A 25,288-nucleotide genomic window follows, 5' to 3' on the forward strand; every position below is an offset into this window, starting at 1 on the left:
ATGGCGAGGCCGACCGACACCCGAGACCGCATCCTCGCCGCGGCCAGGGAGCTCTTCCTCGAACGAGGGGTGCGCGACACCAGCCTGCAGCACATCGCCGACCGGCTCGGGATCACGAAACCGGCGCTCTACTACCACTTCGCCTCGCGCGGCGACCTGCTGCGCACGATCGTGCTGCCGCTGTTCGACGAACTGGAGGCGTTCCTCGCCGAGCAGGTGGGGGCCGCGCCGGAGGAGTTGCTGGCGGCCTACTTCGACATGGCCTGGCGGCGGCGCGACGTGCTGGTGACGATCCTGTCCGACCTGGCCGTACTGCACGAACTCGACCTGATCGCCCGGATGCTGGCCGTCCGCGACGGGCTCACCACGCTCCTGATGGGACCGGAACCGCCGCTCGACGCGCAGGTGCGCGCCACGGTCGCGGTCGGCGGGCTGTCCGACACGGTGGTGCGGTTCGCCCAGGAGCCCTATGAGCAGGTCAAAGAGGCCGCCGTGGGCGCGGCGGTGCGGGCACTCTAGACGGGCCTGCGCCAGACCGAGACGTGCCGCTCGCTCTCGCCCGTGAACGGCTCCTTCGACCAGTCGGCCCAGCGGTCCGTCAGGGTCATTCCGGCCAGGCGGGCCATCAGGTCGAGTTCCGACGGCCAGGCGTAGCGGAACGGGATGCTCCGGAACACGTGGGCGTCGCCGGCCGGTTCGACGTAGTTGCTGCTCATCGCCTGGGTGGCCAGGTCGTAGACGTCGTAGGCGATGCGGTCGGGGGCGACGCTGAAGGGGACGGCCGTCTGGCCGGGCGGGAGCAGGCGCAGCTGCGGCACCATCACCTCGACGACGAACGCCCCGCCGGGCGCGAGGTGGGCGGCGGCGTTGCCGAAGCAGTCGACCTGCGCGTCCTGCGTGGTCAGGTTCATGATCGTGTTGAAGACGAGGTAGACGAGCGCGAACTCCCCCTCGACCCGGGTGGTGGCGAAGTCGCCGAAGGCCACGGGCAGGTCGCCGCCGGGTTTCTCCCGCATCTTGGCCACCATGGCCCGCGAAAGATCGATTCCCTGTACGTCGACACCTCGCGCCGCCAGCGGGAGCGCGATGCGGCCGGTGCCGATCGCGAACTCCAGCGCCCGGCCGCCGGCGGCCAGTTCGGCCAGCACGCCGGCCGTCCGGTCGACCGTCTCGGCCTGGAACATCTGGCTGGCGGGATCGTCGTACCGCGCGGCGACGTCCTCGCCGAAGTAGCCGTCCATGGTCACAACAGTGCCACGACGACGGCGTCGCCGTTCTTCGCGCAGCGGGAGAAGAAGTCCCACAGGTCGGCGTAGTGGAGGCGGTAGAAGGTCTCGTCGTCGTTGCCCGGATAGACGCCGGTCATGGCGGGGCCGTCGTAGGTCAGCACTCCGGGGAGTGATTCCGCGACGATCGCGACCTGTTCCGGGGACAGGTAGCGCGGCTGGCCGTAGGCGAAACCGTGGCCGGATTCCAGGGGCGTACCGCCGAAGATGACGTTGATCGGCAGGTCGCCGAGCAGGTGCGCGAGCCCGTCCCAGGCCTCGCCGATGTTGAGGCCGCGTTCGACGTCCTCCATGATCTCGTCGATCCGCTGAGGCCACCGCAGGAGCGTGTCGATCTCCTCCGGCCGCACGTTGAGGTACTGGCAGGTGATTCCCATGCGGTGGATGCTCCCGGGCGTAGGGTCGGCGAATGGGACGAATCGAGAACGCCAAGACACTGTACGAGCAGGCCGTCTTCCACGGGACCGAAGACGCCCTCGACCAGGCCGACCTGGCGTTGGACAGCCTCGAAGCCGACCTCATGCTCGCCCGCGGCCGCGTCACCCACGCCCGCTTCCTGGCCGGTGAGGGGCCCGGCGACGTCACCGCGTTCGAGCGCGCCGTGGACCTCTACAACGCGTTAGGGGATGTCCGGGGTGAGGCCGAGTCGCTGTTCTGGATCGGCATCTTCCACCAGGTCGTCGGCCAGGAGGACGACGTGGCGCGGCCCTTCTTCGAACGCGCCCGCGACCTGGCGACCGAGGTCGGCGACCGGGAGACGCTGGCCTACACCCTGCGGCACCTGGCCTTCGCCTCGAAGGGCACTCCGGCGGCCAGGGAGCTGCTGGAGGAGTCGACCCGGTTGCGGCGTGAGCTGGGGTTCCTTCCCGGGGTGGCGGCGAACCTGCTCGGGCTGGCCTACGTGGCGCGGGACGAGGGCCGCCCCGGCGACGCGGCCGAGCTGGTCGCGGAGGCCCGCGAGGCGGCCGAACAGTCGGGCGCCGACCGGGTGCTGAAGTGGGTGGACGACTTCGAATCGTCGTGACTACCCGATGAGGAAGGCCGTGAGGGCCTGGCCCTCCTCGGCCACGGCGTCGCGCTCGGCCAGGGAGAAGTCGCGCAGCGGGGTGACGTCCAGAGCGCCGTCCTTGACGGTCCAGGTCGCGGACACCCGGCCGTCGACCAGGACGACGCGGATGCCCGCGACCGACAGGTTCCGGTGGGCGTCGTCGACGATCCGGGTGCGGTCGTCGTAACCGAGGAGCGCGTTGTCGAACGCCGGCAGGAACCGCACCGGGGCGGGTGTGCCGGGATCGGGGCGCGGCGCGTCGGGAAGGTCGAGGAGTTCCCGGCCCCGCTCGTCGCGGAAGGAGACCAGCTCGTCGCGTACCGAGGCGACTGCGGCCGGTAGGCCCGCCAGTCCGCACCAGGCGCGCAGGTCGGCCGTGGCGGCCGGGCCGTACGCGGCCAGATAGCGCAGCACCAACGTCCGGCCGACCGGGTCCGCGCCGTTCGGGGCGGGCGGGTCGAGCTCGCGGCCCAGCCAGAGGGAGAGCGGGACGTTGCGCACCCCCGCCTTGGCCCGCCACACGCCGCGCGGCGGCAACTGCCCCATCGGGATGAGCGCCGAGATCAGCATCTCGCCCAGCGCCCTCGGTTCGGTCGTCGGCCATCGCCCGGCCATCGCCCGCGTCAGCTCGGCCATCGCCCGTGGCTCGCCGTCGGCCATCAGCGCCCGGCCCGCCGCCGCGAGCTCGTCGAGATCGACCCCGGCCAGCTCCTTGCGGTAGACCCCGAGCACCTTCTGGCGCAGCATGCCGTCGTGCCGGGCCCGCCAGGCCACCACATCGTCGGCCGTGAGCAGGTGAACGGTGCGGCGCATGAGGTGGGTCCGCACGACGCTCCGCCCCACCAGCAGGTCAGAGAGCACGGCCGGGTCGAACGCGCGCAGCCGTGACCAGAGCCCGACGAACGGCTCCTGCGGCTCCTGCGCCTGCAGACCGCACAGATGCGCGACGGCGTCGAGGACCGGCAGGTCGGCGCGGTCGAGCAGCAGCTGCCGGGCGAGCGTCGCGCGGTTGAGCGCCCGGGTGTCGAGAACGGTCACCTTCTGACGGTGCCAGGCATTGCGGTCAGAATCTGTCCTCTCATTACATTACACTTGTAATGGAGGTGGAGATGCGAGAACGGTGGATGCCCGATGCGCGCCGCACCGCGGTCGCCGACGCGGTGGGACGGCTCCTGATGCGCGGCCACGGCACGTTTCCCGGCATGCGGGAGATCGCCGCCGAGGCCGGGGTGACGACCGGAGCGCTGCAACACCACTTCAGCACCAAGGACGACATGCTCCTGTTCGCGCTGGAGCACCACTGCCGACGCTGCGCCGACCGGCTCAGGGCCAGGTCGGGAACAGGCGCGCGCTCCCCGCGTCAGGTGCTGTCGGCGATCGTGATAGAGCTGCTTCCCCTCGACGAGGAACGCGCCGCCGAGACGAGTGTGGCCAAGGCGTTCGTCTCACGCGCCACGACCGATCCGGGCTTCGCCGCGCACTACCGCGCGCAGCGCGAGATCCTGCTCGATCTGCTCGGCCGGCAGTTCGAGCGTGCGGGCGTCCCCGACCCCTCGGCCGCCGCCACGATCCTGTCGCAGGTCATCGACGGTATGCGCACCGACTGCCTCCTCCTCGGCCCGGACGCCGTCCAGGTCGACGCCGTCCTCGATCGGTTACTCAACCACCGGGATACCGCATGAAAAGTGTCGAGTTCAGCACCACGACCACCCTGCCCGCCGCGCCCGGGGACGTCTACGAGCACCTGGCCGACCCTGACAACCACGTCGGCCTGTCCCCGCTGGTCGTGGAGGTCCGCGACATCCGCCGCGAGGCGGCCGCGGTGCGCTTCACTGCGGTCGAGCGATTCGCCTTCGGGCCGCTGCGCCGCGACAACGTCATCGAGGTGACCCTGCGGCTGGGCGAGGGCGCCATCACCGGCGACGTGGTCAGCCCCGGCGGCGTCCGGGTCGATTGGGGTTACCACATCGACGCCGTGCCCGGCGGGACCCGGGTGGTCGACCACTATCGGCTGTCGGCGCCCTTCGGGCTGCTGCGGTTCGCGATGGGCCAGGCGAAGAAGGTGCAGGTCGCGCGGGGCCGGGAACTGACCCGCCGGTTCGAGGCCTGAAACGGCGGTGCCGCGCCCGCAGGAGAGGCGGGCGCGGCACCGGTTCCGATTACAGGGATTCGTTGCGGGTGAAGCGGAACAGGGCGGTGTGCGACGCGGCGGCTCCCTCCCCCGCGTCGACGTGGAGCGTCAGGCACTTGTCGAGGTAGGACGCCGGGGTGCGCCAGATCACCTGGTAGCTGCCGTTCCCGAGGACCTGGAGCTGTGACGCGCCCTCGGCGGGCACCCGCTCCTGGCTCATGGGCCGGCCCGTCTGGCAGTCGAGGGGGCTGACGGTCAGCGCGGCCGTGGTGAGGCCGTTGACCGGGGCGCCGGCCGCGTCGGTCAGCCGCCACTTGATCTGGATGCCCTGGCCGGCCTTCGCCGTGTTGACGACCCCGTCGTTCTTGACCGGCGCGGCGAAGCCGGTGAAGACGTACACCACCTTGTAGTTCGCCGACACCGGCGCAGTGACGTTGCCCTCGTTGTCCTTCGCCCCGGCGCAGGTGGCCGTGTAGACCCCCACCCCGGCGGGCGTTCCGCCGGTGAGCGTCAGCGTGGCCTGGGTGGCCACGCCGGAGCCCCGGTCGACGGTGACGCACGTGGCCGCGGGCACCGAGTGCAGGCGGTAGGTCGCGCCGTCGGCGACGCCGGTGACGCCGACCTGCGGTCCGGCCGCGTCGGGGCCGGACCATCGGACGTCGAGCGTCTTGGTCACGCCGTCGGCGACGGCCCGGCCGCCGTGGTCCTGGAGCAACGGATCCACCACGACCTTCACCTCGCCGGAGCGCTTCTCACCCGTGAACCGGAACTTCATGGCCAGCTTCTCGGCCGGGTAGGGGTGACCGGCCGGAGGAAGTTGCGGGGACACGGCGGTCCACTGGCCGCCCACGGACGCGCCGTCGGCGGTGGTGACCGTGAGCGCGCCGGAGAGCGCCTGGGTGACCCGGGTCGGCTGGGTCATGGTGACCGTGAGACCCTCGCCGTCGGCCTCGATCTCGTCGACCTCGGCCAGATCGGCGCGGAGCAGGCTGACGTCGACGTCGGTGTGCGGGGGCAGCACCTTGAGCGCCCTGGACTCGGCCGGCAGGTAGCCGTTCTTGGTGTAGACGACCTTCCACCAGCCCTCGGGCACGTCCCAGCCGTAGCGGCCCTCGTCGTCGGTGATCTGCGGGTTGAGGTCGCCGTAGACCGACGCGTCGTACACCTGCCAGGGGCCTTCCGGCGCGGACGCGCGGAGCAGGGTCGCGGTGACCCCGGCGACGCGGCGCTCGTCGAGACCCTCGTAGAGGTAGCCGGAGGGGTCGAAGCGGTAGTCGATGTCGGCGTCCGGCCGGGGGCCGTGCGGGTCGCGGTAGGAGGTGTCCCGTTCGGGCCACCGGCAGTCCTGGTCGCTGTTCATCTGGCGGCGGAGTGCCTCGATGTCGTTGTTGAGCGGGACCTCCATGGCCTTGCCGATGCCCCAGGTCACCGCCCAGACCGCGACGGTGCCAAGGCCGAAGGTGGCGGGGGCGAGCGCCAGGCCCACGACGGCCGACACGCCGTTGTAGACGTCGAGCTGGATGGCCCGCTGCATCAGCCGCTTCAGGGCGTTGCGGTAGATGTCGCCCTGCGCCCCGTCGTTGCACTTGTTGGCCATGTTCATCATCGTGTTGAGGTCGGCGTACTTGCCGTCGCCGGTCCACGCCGAGTTGAGGGAGTCGGCGTTGGTGACGTTCCAGAAGGACTTCCTGAAGACGACCCGGGCCGCTCCGTTGACGAACCCGGCGGCGTTCAGCGACTTGACCAGCGGCGCGTTCGGCGACTGGCTCCGCAGCACGCCGATGTCGACGATCGCCGCCACCTCGCCGGTGTAACGCCCGGTCGTGGAGATCGCCAGGGGATCGGTCCCCGACAGGACGGGCCCGTAGACGGGCACCCCGGAGGCGGAGGCCGCCTTGATCGCGTCGGCGTCCGGCTCGTAGTCCGGCAGCGGCTCCACGATCAAGGTGAAGCGTCCCTGCGCGGCCGGGCCCAGCTTCGGCACGGGGACGGTGAACTCCTGGCTGACGGCGTCGCCGTCGGTCACCGGGGCTTCGATCACCGCGGTCTGCGGGTCGAAGAGCCCGTCGGCCGGGCCGGGCGCCGCGGGGAGCGGCAGCAGCGGCCGGTCCTGCTCCGCCGCGTAGGCGATCGTCAGGTCGCCGACCTCGGCGGCCTGCGTCTTGGTCGTCACGCTGAAGACGTTCTCCTGGCCGGCCACCGGCGTGAGGGGAAGATCCAGCGTCCCGAGCCGCGCCCGGGGGCCGCCGACCGGGCCGCTGAACTCCGCCCGGACGGTGACGGCCTGGGACGGGTTCCACACCCAGGGGAACCGCGCCACGCCGTCGGCCGGGTGGAAGGTCCTGGTCACTCCCGTCTGGGACATCGTCACCGTCTCCAGCGTGCTGGCGTACGGATCGACGACCACGGTCACCGGGTCGGACGCCAGCTCCACCGTGCCGACGGTGGCGGCGGCCCGAAGGACGTGCCGCACCGCCTCGTCTCCGGCGCCGAGGTCCACGATGGCGTTCCACCGCCCGCCGTCGCCGGCGTCGGCCTCCGCGATCACGGTGTCACCGTCGCGTACGACGACACGCGCACCGGCGGACGCCAGCCCCGAGGCGATGAACCGCCCGGTCTGGCTGGACGCCGGCGCCAGCAGCGTGACCATCCCCACCCGGACCCCGGCCGATCCCAGGTGTTCGGTGAGATCGTCGGAGGTCGCCGCCAGGGAGAAGGGCAGCTCTCCCCCGGCCGTCCCCGGGGCGCGGACGTACACGTCGACCGTGCGCGTCCGCGCCGCCGGGAGCGGGATCACGACGGTGTTCCCCTCGCGGGTGACCGCCACCGGCTTCCCGTCCCGCAGCACCGCGTCGTCGGGGACCGTGACGCCCGGAGGGATCGTCAGCCGGGCGCTGCCGCTCCGCGTGGGGTTCTGGAATTCGATGTCGGCGCGCAGGTGGGCCAGCCCGCCCGGGAGCACGGCGTCGGTGACGGCGCCGAACCCGCTGTGTTCCCCGCGGATGAGTGTGGACTGCGCGCCGAGCCGCAGGTCGCCGAGGTCGAGTTGCTCGCCCGCCGCGACCGTCACGAGCCGCTGGACGGAACCGCTGAGCCTGTCCTTGCAGGCGACCACGGTGAGCACGTACGTGCCCGCGGCGGGCGCGGAGATCCGCAGCCCGGGACCGGCGAAGTTCGAGACAGCCGAGGTGTCCTCGCCGTCGATCTGCGAGCAGGTGCGGCCGGCCCGGGGAGTGCCGTCCGGTTCGAGGATGCGCGCGGTGATCCTGGACGTCTCGCGGATCTCCACGGTCACCGGAACGTCGGGCGAGTCGCCCGTGACGACCTCAGCGCACGCCTTGCTCAGGCCCCGCCAGGCGCCGTCGGCGCAGAAGGTCACCGTCGAGCCGGGAGGCACGTCGACCGGGACCTCGCCGGTCCAGGCGACGATACGTCTGCCACCGGCCAGGATCACGGGCTGGAAGGGGCCGGCCGTCTCGGTGTCGAAGAACTGCTCGGTCTGGTCGCCGTCCATCGAGACCGTCACCAGCTTCGGCCGTACGACATAGCCGGACACGTCGGGGAAGACCAGCTCCACCGGAGTGGCGGGGTCGACCTCGGCCTCGGCCGTCGTCTGCCGGGCGCGGGTGGCCGACGCCACGGTCCGCGTTCCGCCGCCGAACACCTGGGCCGACCACGTGCCGTCGGCGGCCGTCTCGACGCGCGTGGGCACCCCGACCCCGCCAATCGTCTGCCGCACCGTGACCGCCGCCCGGAGCGGGCGGCCGTCGTCGTCCTTGACCGTGCCGCGCACGGTCACCTCGGGCAGCGCGCCGACGGTCACCGCGAGCGCGTTGTCGCCGGGCACCAGGGTCACGGTCCTGTCCGCGGCGGCGGCCAGGCCGTAGGTCGCGAGCGTCTGCACGGGCACGGTGATCTTGGCGGTCACGCCGGTGCCCGCGTCGAGGGTGCCGAACGTCACCCGCCCGTTCCCGTCGGTACGACCCGACCTCGGCCCGATCCGGGTGGTGAGCACGACCGGAACCTCGGCCAGCGCCTCGTTACCCGGACGGCGCAGCGTCAGGGTGAGGGACGCCGGCGCGTGCGGCGCGACGGTCACGTCCACCGCCTGCCCGGAGGCGACCGTCACCGTGCGAGGCGCGGTGCCGTCGAGGCCGTCGGAGCGTCGCGTGGTGATCACGTAATCGGGGGCCGGGACGACCGGCACGATGAGAGTGCCGTTGGCCTTCAACTGGGTCACGTACCCCGTGCCGGTGGTGCCGCTCCACACCTGGAGGCGCACACCGTCGGGCTCCCCGCCGGGGACGGTGACGCCGACCCGGGCGAGGCCGCCGACCGTGGCGGGCAGGCCGGTGACCGGGTTGGAGAGCGAGTGGCCCGCGCCGTCGGCGAGCCGCATCGTGCCGGAGACGATCTCGGTCACGCCTTCCGGCAGCGGCCACGAGCCGCGATACCGCCCGGCCCGCTCCTCCGCGAGCGGCACCGTCACCGGCTTGGCCGGGTCGTCGGCGGTGCGCACGACGAGGTCGGCGGTGGCGGTGAAGCCCGCCGCGCCGACCAGCGCGAAGGTGGCCTCGCGGCCGAGGGCGAGCACGGTCGATCCGGCGACCTTGGGCAGGTTGGCGGCCGTCTCGGTGACGGCCAGCCTGTCGACGCGCACCTGGGCGTCCTTGGTCAGCCGGAGCTGCTCGGCGCCGCGCAGCACCGCGACCGCGTAGGTGTATGTGGTGTCGGCGGCGACCGTCGTGTCGTCATAGGAGGTCGCGTCAGCGGCCAGGTCGGCCAGCGTGACGCCGTCGCGCAGCACCCGGTAGCCGGTCAGCCCGGTCGTGTCCGACGCCTCCCACTGGAGACGCACCCGCGCGCCGGGCCCGGCCACCGCCGAGAGCGGGGCCTCCCCGGGCGGGACGTCTCCCAGCAGGGTGACGCTCGTGGTCAGCGGGGCCGAGGCCCGGCCGTCCGCGTCCCTGGCGACGACCGCGATCTCCACGGTTGAGCCGGGGGTGAGCCCGGACGGCGTCGCCTGCGTGGCGGGCGCGGTCACGGTGGCGACCTTGGCTCCGTTCACGCTCACGTCGTAGGTCTTCACCGTGGCGCTCGCGGCCGGCCAGGAGAGGGCGACGCTGGTCGTGCCGGGTTCGGCGGTCAGCGCGGCGTCCTGCGGCCAGGAGGGCGCGGGGGCGTCGGCGGGGACGGCGCGGTAGAGGTGCGAGGGCTGCGGTTCGTCCGTGCGAGGTGCGGTGAACGCGGTGCTCATGGACATGAAGGCCAGGGTGGCGGCGTCGCCGCTGATGGCCCACGAGTTCACGAAGTCCGGGAACGTGGTCGACTCGCCGAGGACGGGGTCGGCGATCCGGCCGTCCAGACCGGGGCTGGCCAGCGCGGGAGCCCGGCCGGCCTGGGCCGGCTGTGCCCACAGCGCGCCCGAGCGCCGGAACGCGACGGTGGCGCCGTCCGCGCTGAGCCGCGCGGTGGCGGGCAGGTCGTCGAAGGCGAAGCCGGCGTCGCCGGAGACGTACGGCGCCTTGGCCGAGGCCTCCAGCGTCACATCGGCCGACGGGCCGGTGACGAGGTCGGCCACGACCACCCCCGCGCCGACGCCGCCGAAGGCGGTCCGGCGTCCCGACTGGTCTAGGTTGGGGAACCAGGCCAGGTGCTGGGTCTGGGTCAGCTCGCGCTCGCCGGGCAACCGGTCGCCGGAGGCGGCGTCGAAGCGGAGCAGCACCCGCTGGGCCCCACTTTCCACGTTGACCGCGAGGACCTTCCCGTCACCGGACAGGGCGAAGTTCCGCACGTCGGGCCGCTGCCCCACGAGGTCTTCCGGCCGGACGACATGCGGCACCGGCGCGGCGTCGGCCGCCAGTGTCACCAGCAGCACGCCCTCCGGCGAGCCGATGTGGTCGTATTCGGGCAGCGGCAGCGAGAGGCCCACGGCCAGACGCCTGCCGTCCGCGCTCAGGGCCAGGTTTTCCAGCCTGTGGTGCGAGGCCGGAACGCCGAGGTCGGGAACCCGCACCCAAGCGGTGGCGCCGGTGAGCCGGTCCCGGACGAAGAGTGCCTGCTTGAGGAAGGGATCGGCGTCGGCCGGCAGCCGCAGATCGGCGGCGTCGGACCCACTGGCCACGAAGGCGACCGTCCGGCCGTCGCCACTGATCGCGGCGTCGAGCACCTGCGGCACGGTCAGACCTTCGAGGTCGAGCCCGACGACCTCCTCACCGCCGTCGCGCAGGTCGGTGGCCACCAGAACGGGTGGGTCGTCCCCTCGTGGAGACAGGTGTAACGCCGTGTCGCCGTCGGCCGACAGCGCGAGCTGTCCGAGCTGGACCTGGAGGTCGGGAACCTCGGCCACGCTGTCGATCCGGTAGGCCCTGGGCAGCGGGTCGGCGGGCCTGGCCGCCAGGGCCGCCTGCGGCACGGTTCCGAGCTGGACGACGCTGCTGAGCACCAGCGTCATGGCGAGAAGTGGCAGGGCACGAAGGGGCTTTCGCACGGGGAGTCTCCTTGTGATCGGCGATCACCGGGACGATGTCAAGCGACCCTTGGCGTGCGTTTGGACCCGACTTGGCGTCCGCTCCAGGAGCACTTTGAGCGTCAACAAGGGGTTGACGATTTCCCGAGCGTCAACCTACTGTTGACGGCATGAGTGATTCCTCTCCAGTGGTCCGGCTGGACGATCTCATCGCCGGGATCAAGTCAGCCAACCCCAACGTCCTCGAACAGCTCTCGGGCGCCGTGCTCATGGCCGAGCACATGAGCGACGTCGCCGACAGCCTCATCGGCCACTTCGTCGACCAGGCCCGCAAGTCGGGCGCGTCCTGGACGGACATCGGCCGCAGCATGGGCGTCACCAAGCAGGCGGCGCAGAAGCGGTTCGTGCCCAAACTCGACGACCCGCAGCAGCAGTTCTCCCGGTTCACCATGCGCGCGAAGCAGGCGATCTTCGAAGCGCAGCGCATCGCCAAGGAGTCGGGCCACCCCGAGGCCGGCCAGGACCACCTGCTGGCCGCCATCCTCGCCGACGCCGACGGCCTCGCGGTCCGAGCCATCGTGGCCGTCGGAATCGACCTCGACACGGCCCGCGAGGCGGCGAACACCGCACTGGCTCCGGCCGCCGAGCCCCTGACGGGCAACAGCGAACTCGCGGAGGACAACAAACGCCTCTTGGAACTCACCTTCAACGAGGCACTGCGGCTCGGTCACAACTACATCGGCACCGAACACATGGTCCTCGCCCTGCTGGGAGCCGACAACGCGGTGCTCACCGGCCTCGGGGTGACCAAGGACAAGTTCGAGGAGGCGGTGAACGCCTTCCTCAAGAGCATCACGGGAAAGTGACGCCACCGAGGCCGGGTTCTCACGCGAAGACTTGGAACCTGGTCCGCATGTCCTGATCCTCGATCAGGGCGAGAAAGCCGGTCATGTCCCGTTCGAGCTGTGCCACGAGTTGTGTTCGACCACCACGTCGATGACCTCGGCGACCTCGGCGGGGGTCAGGGTTCCGGACAGTTCACGGAACTCCAGCCCGGAGTCGTCGATCTCCACGACCAAGGCCAATCTCACCGTCGGACCCAACCATGGGGGGTGCGATGGAGTCCAATGGGTTTGTGACTATGCCATTGCGGACCGGGGATCCCCGGTCGATCGGGCCCTATTTGGTGATTTCCCGGCTCGGAGAAGGTGGCCAGGGGGTCGTCTACCTGGCCGAGTGGGGTGGGGAGCCGGTTGCGATCAAGGTGTTGCGGCGGAGTGGGGACGACGCCGTGATCCGGGAGGTGAACTCCACCCGGCAGGTCGCGGGGTTCTGCACCGCGCGCATCATCGATGTCAGGCTCGATCTCGATCCCCCGTACATCGTCAGTGAATACGTCGCGGGGACTCCGCTCGACCGGGTGCCGCCCCGCAAAGGGGCCGAGTTACAGAGGATCGCGATCGGCACCGCCACGGCGCTGGTCGCGATCCATCGGGCGGGGGTGATCCACCGGGACTTCAAGCCGGGCAACGTCCTGCTGGCTCCCGACGGGCCGCGTGTGATCGATTTCGGGATCTCACGGCTCGTCCACAGCGAGACGACCGGGCGGGCCATCGGCAGTCCGCCCTACATGGCGCCGGAGCAGTACTCCGGGGAGCGGGTCACCGCCGCCGCCGACGTGTTCGCGTGGGGGGCGACCATCGTGTTCGCCGCCACCGGGCGGGTGCCCTTCGGCGGGGACAGCATCGCGGCGGTCGCCTACCGGGTGCTGCACTCCGAGCCCGATCTCACCGGGGTGCCGGCATCGTTGCTTCCTCTTGTACGCCGCTGCCTCGCCAAGTCGCCCGCCGAGCGTCCCACCTCCAAGGAATTGTTGCTCGCGCTGCTCGGGCACGACGACGAAGACGATCTCAAGGTCCTGGAGTCCGGCCGGACCGAGGCCACCCAGCCGGTCGCGCGCCGTCGCGTTCCCTGGGCAGCGGTGGTGGGAGGAGCGCTGGTCGTCGTGGCGCTGGTCGCGGGCTTCGTCTTCTGGCCGCGTGGCGACCGGCCCCCGGAGACACAGGCCGAGCTGGCAGCGGTGCTGTCGGAGGTCTACCGGAAGACGCCCACCGCCACCTTCACCAGCGAGGGCGGGATGGGGGAGGGCGACAACTACACGAAGTCCACCGGCACCGTGACCGTCGCCGGGCCCTCCGGCCTGCCTCATGACGACTTCGTCGCCGACATCACGTACGGGAGCGAGAAGAAGAAGCGGTACACGATCACTGACTACGTGGTGGTGGAGTCAGGTGACTCGCTCGGGGAGTTCGGCGACGGAACCAATGAGCCGCCGATCCTGGTCATGGCGACGGCGGGGCTGACCGTGATCCGGTCGCTCGTCGTGCAGGGCAATGTGACGTTCGAGCGTGAGGGGCGGGTCTATCGGGGAATTGTCCCGGCCAACCTGACGGGTGACGCGCTGAAGCTCCTGCTCGTCGAATACACCGGGGACGCCGTCGACCGGTCGCTGGTCACCTACACGCTGACGATCGACGAGCTGAACCGGCCGGTCTCCTTCGTGCTCGACCTCGGCCGGCCGCTCGGCGGCGCGGGGCTGTTCACGACGACGTTCCGGGCGACTTACACGAACTTCAGGAGTCGGTGAGCGCGGCCGAGGTCGCGACGACGGCCTGGAGGTGGCGGCGCATGGCCAGCGCGGCCATCTCGGCGTCGCTCTCCTTGATGGCCTCGAAGATCGCCCGGTGTTCCGCGCGCGCCTGGGCGGCCCGGCCAGGGGAGGCCGACACGGCCAGCGCCTGGTCCTGGAGGACAGCGCGCAGGTCTTCGACCAGGCGGGAGAACAGGGGGTTGCCGGTGGCCTGGGCGATGGCGATGTGGAACAGGGCGTCGATCTTGTTGCGTTCGGCCGGGTCGTCGTTCACCTCGAAGGCGGCGACCAGTTCGGCCAGGCCGTCGAGGTCCTCCTGGGTGCGGCGCTCGGCCGCCAGGCGGGCGGCCGGGACCTCCAGGTAACGCCTGACCTCGTTGAGCTGCGACGGCAGATACTGGCCGCTGAGCAGGTGCGACTGCACGCGGGTGGCGGCGACGAAGGTGCCCTTCCCCGCGTAGGACTTGGTGAGGCCCAGGGCGTTGAGACTGTGCAGGGCCTCCCTGATGACCGAGCGGCTGACCCCGAACGACGACGCGAGCTCGGCCTCGGAGGGGAGGCGGTCGTCAATCGCGAAGTGGCGCGACTCGATCAGTTCGATGAGCTGCGTGCGGACATGCTCCGCCGCGCTCTTCTGCTCGACGGGGACAACCTTCATTACAGGCAGGTCCTTCTTCATCTGGGCGCCAGTGTTCTCGTCTCCCACCGTGCCACGCAGGGCCGCCCCGCGGCGAGATGCATCGTACGGCCGGACACGTCCATGATCACACCGGCGATTGTCGCGGTTCTCTCACGTTCGTGCATGTCTTCGTTCGGGTGCTGGCAGACGCTCGACGGGCTGTCCTGATGGTCGGCGAGCACCTTCTTGACGTCGTCGACCGACAGGCTGGGCCGTTCGCTCAGGCTCTCGGTGACGTTGCGCAGCCGCGTGAGCGTGTGGGGCTTGCGGCGCGCGTACAGATCCTCGCCTGTCAGGTCCGTCGACCGGAAGTGGTTGGCGTGGGTGATCTGGCCTTCCACGGGTGTGAGTACTCTCACCCCGTCGGCGCGGGGGGCCGTTTCGAGGTCGGCGGCGAAGCCCGTGTCGTCGGCGATCAGGTAGTTGGCCGACAGGGCGCGCTCGGCTCCGGTGATCGTCTCGGCGGCCTCGCGGCCGGAGGTGCTGTCCAGGGCCGCGCGCAGCAGCACGTGGTAGGGCACCCCGATCCGGCCCTCGTCGCCATCGCTGACCAGCGTGTTCGTGCACAGGCCTACGCCCGCGTCGTTCATGCCGACCTTGGCGAGCAGCCCGGCCTCGACCAGCGTGACGAACGACGGGCCGTCGTCGCGGGTGACCTCGAGGAGCATCGCGGTGTCCATCGAGTGGAGCAGCCAGTCCCAGTTCTGCGCGAGGAGCGTGGTGCCGGTGGCCGAGCGCTCGGGCAGCAGCGTCAGTGACGTGCACTCGTGCGGGATGTCCTTGTTGCCCGCGTGGAACATGATCTCGCTGCGCGTGTTGAGCGCGAGGATCTCCTCCACGTCGACCCCCGCGCCCTCGGCGATGCCCCGCATCTCGATCAGCGACGCCGGCGCGAAATCGCCGATGACGTCGCGGTAACCGGCCGCGTGCGCGCGCACGGTGGTCCAGTCCCATCCGGCGTAGTGCTCGAAGACCCGCTGGTAGGCGGAGATCGAACGGTGGATCCGGGTGCGGGCCAGCAGGCCGTACTGCTTGCCGCGGTCGGCGGGCGGTCCGGCTACGCGGACAACGGGGAAGCTCGTGCGGTGCATGAGCAGGCCGCTCCCCTCACGTGAGGCTGGACAACCGTCCAGGGTGCCTGGCTGTCAGACATGTTGATTGTGGGAGCGCAGGCCCAAAAGTGTCAACTAGCGGCTTTTTCGGGCATAACGCCTTGCCAGAACTCAAAAAACAGGTTCATGATGTCAGGCAGCCCTACAGGTTGGAGTTGTGGTGACATCTGTGCTGATAGCCGGTGGCGCGAGCGGCATCGGAGCCGCCACCGCGGCCCGGCTGCGCGCGGCGGGCGCCGACGTGCACGTGGCCGACATCGACGCGGCGGGCGCCGCCGAGGTCGTGAAGGCCCTGGACACCCACCCCGGTTCGGGGACGGCGAGCCATGTCGACCTGGCCACGGCCGACGGACCCGCCCTGGCGGTCGCGGACGCGATGGACGCGCACGGCCGCCTCGATGCCATCGTCTTCTGCGCGGGGCTTCTCGTCGAGACCGAATTGGCAAATTTCTCCGTGTCCGAATGGGACCGGACGATGGCGCTCAACCTCCGCGCGCCGTTCCTGATGACCCAGGCGGCGGCTCCGTATCTCGCCGCGGCAGAGCACGGCCGCGTGGTGCTCACCGGTTCCACCGCCGCCTTCCGCGGCGGCGGCGGGAGTTTCGCGTACGCCGCCTCGAAGGGCGGACTCGTCGCGCTGACCAGGTCGCTCGCGGTCGCGATGGGCGCCGACGGCATCTGCGTCACCTGCGTCTGCCCCGGCTGGATCGACACCCCGTTCAACGACCCCTACTGGACCAGGGTGGGCGGCAAGGACGACAGGAATCTGACGAATCTCGAGTCGCGCATCCCCCTCGGCGGCCAGGGGGTTCCGGACGACGTCGCCGCCGTCATCGAGTTCCTCCTCTCCCCCGGCTCCCGCTATCTGACCGGCCAGGCCGTCGTCGTCGACGGCGGCCTGCTCGCCTCGTGAGGACGCGGAAATGACCCGCGCCGGTTCCGCCGAACAACGGCTCGCGCACACAGTCCACGCCCAATCCGTCGCCACCGACCGCCCGCTCGCCCGTGAGGCCGTACACATGATCCGCACCGAATCCGTCGTGACCCTCGAACTGGCCCAGAAGCTCACCCAGGCGGCCCGATCCGCGGCCACCAAGCCGATGGCCATCGCCATCACCGACCGCCACGGCGAGCTCGTTCTGGCCACCCGCATGGACGGCGCCGCCCGCGTCGCGCTCACCCTCGCCGTCGACAAGGCGTTCACCGCCGCCGCGTTCAACGCGCCGACCGACGCGTGGGGCGAGGTCACCAAACCGGGCGCGGCCGACTGGGGGCTGACCTCGGCGCTCGCGGGACGCATCGTCGTCATCGCCGGCGGGTTCCCGCTGCGGGCCGACGGCGAACTGGTCGGGGCCATCGGGGTCAGCGGCGCGGCCCCGCACGTCGACAACGCCTGCGCCCTGGCCGCCCTCCGGGCCTGCGCCGACGTCCTCGACTCCTTTGCCGCATCTCATCCCGCCGAATAACGTCCATACGGACAAAACAGACATTGGAGTATAAATGTCGCTGGCCCAGCAGAAGGTCGTGGTCCTCGCGTACCCCGGCTATCAGGAGCTCGACTTCTGGTATCCGGTGCTGCGCAGCCGCGAGGAGGGCGCGACCGTCCACATCGTGGCCGCCGCCGCGGGGGCGGAGAGCATCCTCGGCTACCCCGTCATCCCCGACACCGACGCCGCCGACCTCGACCCCGCCTCCGTCAGCGTGATCATCGCCCCGGGTGTCGCTCCTTGGGACCTGCCCCAGCCGACCGGCGCGCAGATCGCGCTGGTCACGGCCGTCCACGCGGCGGGTGGGCACGTCGCCTTCGTCGGCAACGGCGCCTCCGTGGTCGCCCAAGCCATCGGAGACACGACCGAACGGGTCATCGCCGCCGAGAGCACCGACGACCTCACCACCTTCTTCGCCGCCGTCCGGCAGACCGTTTAGGAGCGCAGTCACATGGAAGTCTTCAGGACCGTTCTGGGCGACGTCTCACCCGAGACGTCCGGCAGGTTCCTCACCCACGAGCACCTCCTCTACGGCTACCCGGGCGCGGAGCTCGACCACCGGACCGTGCTCGACTACGAGAACAACGTCGCGTTCATCGCCAAGCAGGTCGCCGACGGGATCAAGGACTGGGGCTTCGGCACGCTGGTCGACATGACCCCGCCGGAGGTCGGCCGCCACCCCGAGCTGATGGCCGAGGTGGCCCGCCGGACCGGCATGAACGTCATCGCGATCACCGGGTTCTTCCCCGAGCGCATGGGCGTGCCCTACTACTGGCGGCGGCAGACGGTCGAGGAACTGACCGACTTCTTCGTGAAGGACCTGACCGAGGGCATGGTCTTCGCCTGGCAGCAGACGCCGTACAAGGCGGGCGCCATCAAGATCGCCACCGGGCAGGAGAGCGTCACGCCGCTGCCGAGCCCGATCGGGCCGAACGGCCGCCGCATCCACGAGGTCGAGGACAAGGTCATCCGGGCCGCCGGACGGGCCTCCCGCATCGTCGGCTGCGCGATCAACACGCACACCGACCCGATGGACTACCGCGTCACCAACCCCGGCATCGAGCAGCTCGACATCCTGGAGGAAGAGGGCGCCGACCCGGCGAAGGTCATCATCGGGCACGCCTTCGTGGAGCCGAACGAGGGTCAGCTGCACGAGATCCTGAACCGCGGCGCGAACCTCCAGCTCGACCACATCGGCATCCCGTGGCGGGTCGACTCCGTCGAGGAGCTCGACGAGCGCATGGCCAACGCCTTCGTCGGCCTGATCAAGGAGGGCTTCACCAGCCAGCTCGTGCTCTCCTACGACCGCTGGTTCTACAACCCGCGCTCCGACGTCACGGAGTCCGACCCCCAGCTCGCCAACGAGCGCGTCGACCTCGGCTACATGTGGACCGAGTTCATCCCCCGCCTGAAGAGCAAGGGCGTGACCGACGAGCAGATCGACGCGATCACCCGGGACAACGCCAGCCGCATCTTCTCCATCAAGGTCTGAGGAACATCGTGGAACTCTCCGACGCACGGATCGTCGTGCTGGTCGAAAACCTCTACCAGGAGCTGGAGCTCTGGTATCCGGTGCTGCGCTTCCGCGAGGACGGCGCACAGGTGCGGGTCGTGGGCCCGTCGACCGACGAGGTGTACGCCAGCAAGATCGGCTACCCCGCCCGCGCCGACCTGACGCCGGCCGACATCGACCTCGACTCGGTCGACGCCGTGATCATCCCGGGCGGCTTCTCGCCCGAGTACCTGCGGCGCAACCCCGACATGGTGAAGCTCGTCAAGGACGCCGACGCCAAGGGCCTGATCGTGGCGGCCATCTGTCACGCGGGCTGGATGCTGGCCACCGCCGGCATCGTGGCCGGGCGTAACGCCACCTGCGTGGCGACCATCAAGGACGACGTCATCAACGCCGGCGCGCAGTACAAGGACGAACCGGTCGTGGTGGACGGCAACCTGATCACCTCCCGGCTGCCCAACGACCTGCCGGAGTTCTGCGCGGCGATCAAGGACGCCCTGGAAGCGAGGGAACCGGCCAAGGGCGGCCCGCTGCCCGACCTGGCCTCCCCGCCCCACTCCTCGCCCGCCTACACGGCGACCGCGATCATGAAGAACCGCGCCGCGGGCCCCGGCTCGTCCAACTACCGGGCCTACGCGGTCCTCGACTCCTAGACATGCGCGTCGACGTCCACCACCACGCGATCTTCCCGTCCTACGCGGAGGTCCTCAACGGCCTGGGGATCGGCGCCCAGCCGGGCATCGGCCTGCCCGACTGGTCGGTCGGCGCGTCGCTGGCGATGATGAACGACCTGGACATCGACCTGGCCGTCCTGTCGGCCGGGTCACCCGGGTTCTTCTTCGACGGCGACCAGGTGCTCGCCCGTGAGCTGTGCGAGAGCACCAACGCCGACCTGGCGAAGACGGTCGCCGGGCATCCGGACCGGTTCCGGGCGTTCGTGGCCGTCCCGCTGCCCTCGGTCGGCGACGCGCTGCACGCGATCGAGCGGTGGGCGGGCCATGACGCGTTCGTCGGGGTCGGCCTGCTGACCAACTACGGGGGACGGTATCTCGGCGACCCTGCCTTCGAGCCGGTGCTGGCCGAGCTGGACCGGCGGGAGGCGGTGGTGCACGTCCACCCCCAGCTGCCGGTCCACTACCCGGCCGCCGAGATCAACCTGCGGCCCTCGCTGATCGAGTACGTCTTCGACAGCACCCGCGCCATCGTCAACCTGGCGCTCAACGGCGCCCACGACCGCTATCCCGGCATCACGTGGATCTTCTCCCACTGCGGCGGGACCGCCCCCTACCTGGCCGGACGCCTCGCCATCGCCGAACCGCTGCCGGAAATGGAGCAGGTCGGCGAGGGCGGCATCTACCGGGCCCTGAAGGCCTTCCACTACGACTTCGCCCTCGCGACCACGCCCTACGCGCTCGGTTCCGCGCTGCAACTGGCCGGTCCTGAACGCTTCCTGATCGGCTCGGACTTCCCGTTCGTCGACGCGAGAACCGTCGCGGCGTGCCTGCGAGAAGCCGCCGAGGTGCTCGGCCCCGCCATGGAGACCGTCACCACCGCCAACCCCGCCCGGCTCTTCCCGACTCTGAAGGGGTGAGAACGTGCCGCAATTCGACCTCCCACTCCCCCAGCTGCGCGAATACCGCTACCTGGAACCGGAACCGGCCGACTTCGACGCCTTCTGGGCCAGGACCCTCGAAGAACAACCATCGCTGGACGTCACCTTCGAGCCCTACGACGCCGGTCTGACCACCGTCGACACCTGGGACGTCACGTTCACCGGCTACGGCGGCGACCCGATCAAGGCGTGGCTGCTGCTCCCGGCGAACAGATCCGGCCCCGTTCCGACGGCGGTCGAATATCTCGGGTACGGCAGCGGGCGCGGCATCCCGATCGAGTCCCTGGCCTATGTGTCGTCAGGTTTCGGTCACTTCATCATGGACACCCGGGGCCAGGGCAGCTCATGGCGGGCCGGCGACACGGGCGACCCGTCGGCGACCGGCCCCGCCGTCCCCGGCTACATGACGCGGGGCATCCTCGACCCCCACGACTACTACTACCGCCGCCTCTACACCGACGCCGTGAGAGCCGTGGACGCGGTCGGAAGACATCCCGAAGTGGCCGGCATCGCGGTCACCGGAAGATCCCAGGGCGGCGCGTTGTCGCTGGTCGTGGCCGGTCTCCGAGATGACGTCCACGGCGCGATCCCGCACGTGCCGTTCCTGTCGGCGTTCCGCAGGGGCACCGCGATGACCGAGCGGGAGCCCTACGCCGAGATCGTCCGATGGTGCTCGATCCACCGCACGAAGTGGGAGCAGGCGTTCGCCACGCTCGCCTACTTCGACGCCACCGCGTTCGCCGCCCGCGCCACCTGCCGGGGTTCGTTCTCGGTCGCGTTGATGGACGGCGTCTGCCCGCCCTCGACCGTGTACGCCGCCTTCAACGCCTACCACGGCCCGAAGGACATCTCCGTCTGGCCGTACAACAACCACGAGGGCGGCGGCCCTGAGGACCAGCTCAGGACCCTCCGCGTACTTCGCGAACTATTCCAATAACACCAAATCGTGACAAACGGAGCCTTGTTCGGCTCTGTAACACCAGGCAACATTTCAACCTGCCAGACAAGCAGACAGCCTGACGGGCTGCTGGGAAAGGGGTCGGCGTGAAATCAGCTCTGCTGTACGGCCACAACGACCTGCGAGTCGAAGAGGTCGCCGACCCGGTCGCGGGAGAGGGCCAGGCCGTCATCAGGATTCACGCCTCGGGGGTCTGCCCCAGTGACATCCGCAGCTACACCGCCGCCACCGCCGCCAAGCGCGACCCGTGGACGCCCGGCCACGAGATCGCCGGCGTCGTGACCGAACTCGGGAGCGGCGACACCGGCGACCTCCAGGTCGGCGACCGCGTCGCGGTCGACTGGCGCGGGGTGTGCGGGCGCTGCCACCAGTGCGCACGGGGCGCGGCCAACTTCTGCGAGAACCTCATCAAATATCCGATCGCCGGCTTCGCCGACGCGACCGTGATGCCGGTGCGGCAGCTCACCAAGCTGGCCGGCAACGTCAGCTTCGAGGCCGCGAGCTTCGCCGAACCGCTGGCCTGCGTGCTCAACGCGCACCGCGCGCTGCCGCTGCCGCTCACCGAGAACGTGCTGGTCGTCGGCGCGGGCCCGATCGGCCTGCTGCACACCCAGGTCGCGAAGGCACGCGGCGGCCGGGTCATCGTCACCGACATGAAGGCCGACCGGCTCAAAACAGCCGCCGCATTGGGCGCCCACGACCTGGTCGACGCATCCCAAGACCAAAAGCAGGCGGTCCTCGACCTCACGAACGGACGCGGCGCCGACGTCGTCATCGTCACCGTCGGCATCCCCGCCGTCATCGAGGCCGCGTTCGGCCTGGTGGCCAAGAACGGCGCGGTCAACCTCTTCGCCGGCACCCACCCGAAGGGCAATCTCGCCCTCAACCCGGACGTGCCGCACTACGACCAGGTCGCCATCAACGGCAGCCACGACTTCATCCCCAACGACTTCGCGACCGCCCTGCGCCTGCTCCAGTTCGGCCAGGTCGACGTCGCCCCGCTGATCAGCCACCGGTTCCCGCTCGACGCGGTGGCCGAGGCGTTCGAGACCACCAAGCAGCAACTCGGCCTGAAGTCCCTGGTCGTGGCAGAAGTCCAAGAAGGAGAGAAATGAGCACCCACTGGCCCCGTCGTCGCATGCACCACGTCTTCGCCCCCGACGGGCGAGCCGTGATCGCCGCCATGGACGCCGGGATCACCAAGGGCGTCGCCCCCGGTCTCGAGCGGGGCCGCGATGCGGTCAAGCGGATCGTCGACGGCGGTGTCGACGCGATCCTGGCCACCATCGGCCTGGCCCGCGCCGCCGACGACGAACTGGGCGGCACCGGCCTCATCCTGGCCCTCGACAGCGAGATCCCCTCGGCGCAGTACGGCGTCGAGCAGGCCGTCCGCTGGGGGGCCGACGCCCTGGAGCTGAAGGTGTTCCCGGGCAACCCCGAGGTCACCAAGATGGGCGAGCTGCGCGAACTCTGCGCCGAGGCCGACAAGTGGGGCATGCCGGTGATGGCCGAGCCGATCCCGATCGGATTCAAGGCGCTGGAGGCCCACACGCTGGCCAACATCGCCCACGGCGCGCGGGTGTCGGCCGAGGCCGGCGCCGACTTCGTGAAGGCCCAGTACACCGGCACGCCGGAGGACTACCGCCAGGTCGTCGAGGGCTGCCTCACCCCGGTGCTCGCGCTCGGCGGCCCGATGAAGCCGACCCCGCTGCACGCGCTGCAGATGGCCTACGACGCGATCCAGGCCGGGGCCAGCGGAATCGTCTACGGCCGCAACATCGTCGAGGCCGAGCGGCCCGACCGGATGGTCGCGGCCCTGGTCGAGATCGTCCACGGCGGCGCGAGCGTCGACGTGGCCGCCAAGCACCTCAACATCCCTCTGTAGCGAGAAGGAGCCGAAGATGATGCGTGCCGCCGTCTTCCACGGCGGCCGGGACATCCGGATCGAGACCCTGGCGATCCCGCTGCCCGGCCCCGGTGAGGTGCTGGTCCGGGTCGGCGCGGCCGGAGTGTGCGGCAGCGACGTGCTGGCCTTCCGAGGTCAGGGCCCGTGGCAGCACAGCGCCGACAAGCCCGGCCGGGACGGCCACGAGCTGGCCGGCGAGATCGCCGCGCTCGGCTCCGAGGTCACCGGCCTTCAGGTCGGCCAGCGGGTCGCCGTCGAACCGAAGCACCTCATCGCCTGCGGCCAGTGCCCGCCCTGTCGCAACGACAGGTCGCACCTGTGCCGCCGGAGGGGTTATGTCGGCGACGTCCACGTGACGAGCGAGGGCTTCGCCGAATACGACCTGGCCCCCGCCGAGCGGGTCCATGTGCTGCCGGACTCGGTCTCCCTCGCGGCGGGGGCCATCCTCGACTGCTACGCGTGCGGCGTGCACACCTACAACCTGGTCAAGACGCCCGCCGGAAGCAGGGCGGTCGTCCTGGGCAGCGGCACGATGGGCCTGACCATGGGCCAAGTGCTGCGCGCCCACGGCGTCAAGGTGCTGCTCACCGGCACCGCGAAGGAGTTCCTCGACCTGGCCCTGGAAGCAGGTGCCGCCGACGAGGTGGCCTTCGCCGAAGACGCTCGAGAAAAGATCCAGACCTTCACATCAGGCAAGGGCGCGGATCTGGTGGTCGACGCCGTCGCCATCCCGAACGTGACGCTTCAGCAGGCGATCGAGTCGGTGGCCGAAGGGTCCCCGGTCTGTGTGCTGGGTGTCTATCCGACCCCGCCCCGCCTGGAACCGCACGTCGCCTACGTGCGAGAGGTGTCCATCCACTGGGCCAACAGCTACGGCCCCGGCGCCTACGAAAAAGCACTCGAACTCGTCGCAACGAACAAGGTCGCGGCCGATCCGCTGATCACCCACCGGTTCCCGCTCGACCGGATCGTCGAGGCGTTCACCGCCGCCGACGAGAAGGAGCACTCACTGGCCATGAAAGTCCTGATCGAGCCGTAGAAGGGAGGTGACCGGCATGCACGTCCTGGCGATCGACCAGGGTTCGAGCGGCACGAAGGCCGCCGTCGTCGACGGCGAGGGACACATCGTCGCCCTGACCTCGCGGCGCACGCCGGTCGACCACCCCGAGACGACCGCGGTGCAGGCCGACCCGGAGATGTGGTGGCGCGCGCTCGTCGAATGCGTGCGCGGCCTTCCGGTCGAGCATGTCCAAGCGGTCGCGATCTCCGGCTTCATGCACACGGTCGTGCCGGTCACCGACGAGGGCAAGGTCCTCGGGCCCGCGCTGCTGTGGCCCGACCAGCGTCCGGCCGGGCCGAGCGCCGCCGACAGGGTGGCGTGGTGGGCCGGGCACGACCCGCTGGCCGCGCTGACCCGGTGGTATCTGCCGGTCAAGGACTTCCTGCGGATGCGGCTGACCGGCGCGGTCGCCACCGACCGCTACGAGGCCGGTGGCACCGGGTTCCTCCGCGACGGCGCCTGGTCGCCCGCGATCGCCACCCAAGCGGGCATTTCGACCAAAAGGCTGCCGCCGATCGGCGAGCCGCTCGACGTCGCCGGGACGGTCACGGCGGAGGCCGCGGCCGCGACCGGGCTCCGCGAAGGGACCCCGGTCGTGATGGGCACCGGCGACTGGATGGCCACCCTGCTCGGCTCCGCGGCCGTGCTCCCGCAGCGGGCCTGTCTCTATCTCGGTACGGCCGGCGCCGTCGGCGGCTTCGCCTCCCCTGAGGCCGCCAGGACGCTGACCGAACCCCTCTGCTTCGCCGCCGCGACCTCGACGGGGTCGGCGCTCGACTGGATCGGCGGGCTGACCGGCAAAGGAGCCCCCGAAGCGGTCGCGGCGGCGGACTCGATCCCGCCCGGAGCACGTGGCGTGGTCTTCCTGCCCCACCTGATGGGTGAGCGCGGCATGGGCCACGATCCCGCTGCCAGGGGGTCTGTGCACGGTCTGACCCTCGCCCATGGCGCTCCGGATCTGGCGAGAGCCGTAATGGAAGGAACCGCTTTCTGGCTCCGGGCCATCGCCGGAGCCGCACTTGACGCACGCGATCCGGCGGAACTGGTCGCGGTCGGCGGCGGTGCGCGCAGTGAACTGTGGCTGCGGATTCTCGCGGCCGTGCTGAAGCGGGACCTGACGGTCCCCGAGACGACCGAGGCCGGTCTGCTCGGCACGGCCATGATCGCGAACGCGGCGCTTGGTCCTCGAAAAGTCGAGGACCTCCTTGAGCGGTGGACACGGGTCGCCAGGACCGTGCCCGCCGATCCAACCCTGGCGACGAGGTATGACCCGCTCTTCGAGGAGTTCCTCCGTCTGGAGGAACGCCACCGGTAGCCCTCGGGCTGCTCGACCCACGCAAATCTCAGCGCACTTCGGGGGGCGCTCATACTCCGCTT

Annotated in this window: 24 protein-coding genes; 17 read left to right on the top strand and 7 right to left on the bottom strand. The window is 70.7% G+C overall.

The window, feature by feature from the left end; all coding sequences use genetic code 11:
- Positions 1-519 (top strand): TetR/AcrR family transcriptional regulator, encoded by a 519-nt coding sequence (locus tag AW272_RS37755; protein ID WP_066375382.1) that lies wholly within the window; start codon positions 1-3, stop codon positions 517-519.
- Here the strand turns inward: AW272_RS37755 and AW272_RS37760 are convergent.
- Positions 516-1,241 carry a class I SAM-dependent DNA methyltransferase gene (locus AW272_RS37760; RefSeq protein ID WP_066375384.1) on the bottom strand — a complete coding sequence of 242 codons (726 nt, stop codon included), beginning with the start codon at positions 1,239-1,241 and terminating at the stop codon, positions 516-518. The two genes, AW272_RS37755 and AW272_RS37760, sit on opposite strands and share 4 nt — an antisense overlap.
- Positions 1,242-1,243: 2 nt before the next feature.
- Positions 1,244-1,663, bottom strand: coding sequence for a DUF1877 family protein (locus tag AW272_RS37765; RefSeq protein WP_066375387.1), 420 nt, complete (start codon positions 1,661-1,663; stop codon positions 1,244-1,246).
- A 32-nt stretch (positions 1,664-1,695) separates the two neighbouring features.
- Here AW272_RS37765 and AW272_RS37770 point away from each other — a divergent pair, with 32 nt between their 5' ends.
- Positions 1,696-2,310 (top strand): tetratricopeptide repeat protein, encoded by a 615-nt coding sequence (locus AW272_RS37770; RefSeq protein WP_066375388.1) that lies wholly within the window; start codon positions 1,696-1,698, stop codon positions 2,308-2,310.
- Here the strand turns inward: AW272_RS37770 and AW272_RS37775 are convergent, their stop codons facing one another.
- A complete protein-coding gene (locus AW272_RS37775) occupies positions 2,311-3,372 on the bottom strand; it encodes a winged helix DNA-binding domain-containing protein (RefSeq protein WP_066375392.1) in 1,062 nt (353 codons plus the stop codon).
- 71 nt (positions 3,373-3,443) lie between these two features.
- Between AW272_RS37775 and AW272_RS37780 the strand changes: the two genes are divergently transcribed.
- Complete coding sequence (locus tag AW272_RS37780) at positions 3,444-4,016, top strand: TetR/AcrR family transcriptional regulator (RefSeq protein WP_169807714.1); 573 nt, start codon at positions 3,444-3,446, stop codon at positions 4,014-4,016.
- Positions 4,013-4,444 (top strand): SRPBCC family protein, encoded by a 432-nt coding sequence (locus tag AW272_RS37785; protein WP_066375398.1) that lies wholly within the window; start codon positions 4,013-4,015, stop codon positions 4,442-4,444. Before AW272_RS37780 ends, AW272_RS37785 begins: the two co-directional genes overlap by 4 nt.
- A gap of 49 nt (positions 4,445-4,493) precedes the next feature.
- On the opposite strand, the gene AW272_RS37790 is transcribed toward AW272_RS37785, so the two are convergent.
- The gene (locus tag AW272_RS37790) at positions 4,494-10,955 is read right to left on the bottom strand and encodes a PxKF domain-containing protein (protein ID WP_157519237.1); all 6,462 of its coding nucleotides are present in this window, start codon (positions 10,953-10,955) and stop codon (positions 4,494-4,496) included.
- A 149-nt stretch (positions 10,956-11,104) separates the two neighbouring features.
- On the opposite strand from AW272_RS37790, the gene AW272_RS37795 reads away from it, so the two are divergent.
- Complete coding sequence (locus AW272_RS37795; RefSeq protein ID WP_066375403.1) at positions 11,105-11,800, top strand: Clp protease N-terminal domain-containing protein; 696 nt, start codon at positions 11,105-11,107, stop codon at positions 11,798-11,800.
- 81 nt (positions 11,801-11,881) lie between these two features.
- Here the strand turns inward: AW272_RS37795 and AW272_RS42870 are convergent, their stop codons facing one another.
- Complete coding sequence (locus tag AW272_RS42870) at positions 11,882-12,025, bottom strand: hypothetical protein (RefSeq protein ID WP_157519239.1); 144 nt, start codon at positions 12,023-12,025, stop codon at positions 11,882-11,884.
- A gap of 50 nt (positions 12,026-12,075) precedes the next feature.
- Here AW272_RS42870 and AW272_RS37800 point away from each other — a divergent pair, with 50 nt between their 5' ends.
- Positions 12,076-13,581: a serine/threonine-protein kinase gene (locus AW272_RS37800; protein WP_169807715.1), complete on the top strand. Its 1,506-nt coding sequence runs from the start codon at positions 12,076-12,078 to the stop codon at positions 13,579-13,581.
- Here AW272_RS37800 and AW272_RS37805 read toward each other — a convergent pair.
- Both AW272_RS37805 and AW272_RS37810 read right to left on the bottom strand, forming a co-directional pair.
- A complete protein-coding gene (locus tag AW272_RS37805) occupies positions 13,568-14,242 on the bottom strand; it encodes a FadR/GntR family transcriptional regulator (RefSeq protein ID WP_169807716.1) in 675 nt (224 codons plus the stop codon). The two genes, AW272_RS37800 and AW272_RS37805, sit on opposite strands and share 14 nt — an antisense overlap.
- 17 nt (positions 14,243-14,259) lie before the next feature.
- Positions 14,260-15,354, bottom strand: a complete 1,095-nt coding sequence (locus AW272_RS37810; RefSeq protein WP_066375407.1) for a C45 family autoproteolytic acyltransferase/hydrolase — start codon at positions 15,352-15,354, stop codon at positions 14,260-14,262.
- 181 nt (positions 15,355-15,535) lie between these two features.
- On the opposite strand from AW272_RS37810, the gene AW272_RS37815 reads away from it, so the two are divergent.
- The 11 genes from AW272_RS37815 (at position 15,536) to AW272_RS37865 (ending at position 25,226) form a co-directional block, all read left to right on the top strand.
- Positions 15,536-16,288, top strand: coding sequence for an SDR family NAD(P)-dependent oxidoreductase (locus AW272_RS37815; protein WP_066375489.1), 753 nt, complete (start codon positions 15,536-15,538; stop codon positions 16,286-16,288).
- 10 nt (positions 16,289-16,298) lie between these two features.
- Positions 16,299-16,841 carry a GlcG/HbpS family heme-binding protein gene (locus AW272_RS37820; RefSeq protein ID WP_083959118.1) on the top strand — a complete coding sequence of 181 codons (543 nt, stop codon included), beginning with the start codon at positions 16,299-16,301 and terminating at the stop codon, positions 16,839-16,841.
- A 34-nt stretch (positions 16,842-16,875) separates the two neighbouring features.
- Positions 16,876-17,301, top strand: coding sequence for a DJ-1/PfpI family protein (locus tag AW272_RS37825; RefSeq protein WP_066375408.1), 426 nt, complete (start codon positions 16,876-16,878; stop codon positions 17,299-17,301).
- A 12-nt stretch (positions 17,302-17,313) separates the two neighbouring features.
- Positions 17,314-18,354, top strand: coding sequence for a phosphotriesterase family protein (locus tag AW272_RS37830; RefSeq protein ID WP_066375411.1), 1,041 nt, complete (start codon positions 17,314-17,316; stop codon positions 18,352-18,354).
- An 8-nt stretch (positions 18,355-18,362) separates the two neighbouring features.
- Entirely contained in the window at positions 18,363-19,028 is a 666-nt protein-coding gene (locus AW272_RS37835) for a type 1 glutamine amidotransferase domain-containing protein (RefSeq protein ID WP_083959119.1), read from the top strand.
- Between the two features lie 2 nt (positions 19,029-19,030).
- A complete protein-coding gene (locus tag AW272_RS37840; RefSeq protein WP_066375414.1) occupies positions 19,031-19,966 on the top strand; it encodes an amidohydrolase family protein in 936 nt (311 codons plus the stop codon).
- Between the two features lie 4 nt (positions 19,967-19,970).
- Positions 19,971-20,924: an acetylxylan esterase gene (locus tag AW272_RS37845; RefSeq protein WP_066375417.1), complete on the top strand. Its 954-nt coding sequence runs from the start codon at positions 19,971-19,973 to the stop codon at positions 20,922-20,924.
- A gap of 107 nt (positions 20,925-21,031) precedes the next feature.
- Complete coding sequence (locus AW272_RS37850; protein WP_066375420.1) at positions 21,032-22,060, top strand: zinc-binding dehydrogenase; 1,029 nt, start codon at positions 21,032-21,034, stop codon at positions 22,058-22,060.
- Positions 22,057-22,830, top strand: coding sequence for a class I fructose-bisphosphate aldolase (locus AW272_RS37855; RefSeq protein ID WP_066375422.1), 774 nt, complete (start codon positions 22,057-22,059; stop codon positions 22,828-22,830). Before AW272_RS37850 ends, AW272_RS37855 begins: the two co-directional genes overlap by 4 nt.
- 16 nt (positions 22,831-22,846) lie before the next feature.
- Positions 22,847-23,890 (top strand): zinc-dependent alcohol dehydrogenase, encoded by a 1,044-nt coding sequence (locus AW272_RS37860; RefSeq protein ID WP_066375424.1) that lies wholly within the window; start codon positions 22,847-22,849, stop codon positions 23,888-23,890.
- Between the two features lie 16 nt (positions 23,891-23,906).
- A complete protein-coding gene (locus AW272_RS37865) occupies positions 23,907-25,226 on the top strand; it encodes a xylulokinase (protein ID WP_157519241.1) in 1,320 nt (439 codons plus the stop codon).
- The last annotated feature ends 62 nt before the right edge of the window (positions 25,227-25,288 follow it).

Source organism: Herbidospora mongoliensis (genome assembly GCF_001570545.1).
Taxonomy (GTDB): Bacteria; Actinomycetota; Actinomycetes; order Streptosporangiales; family Streptosporangiaceae; genus Herbidospora; species Herbidospora mongoliensis.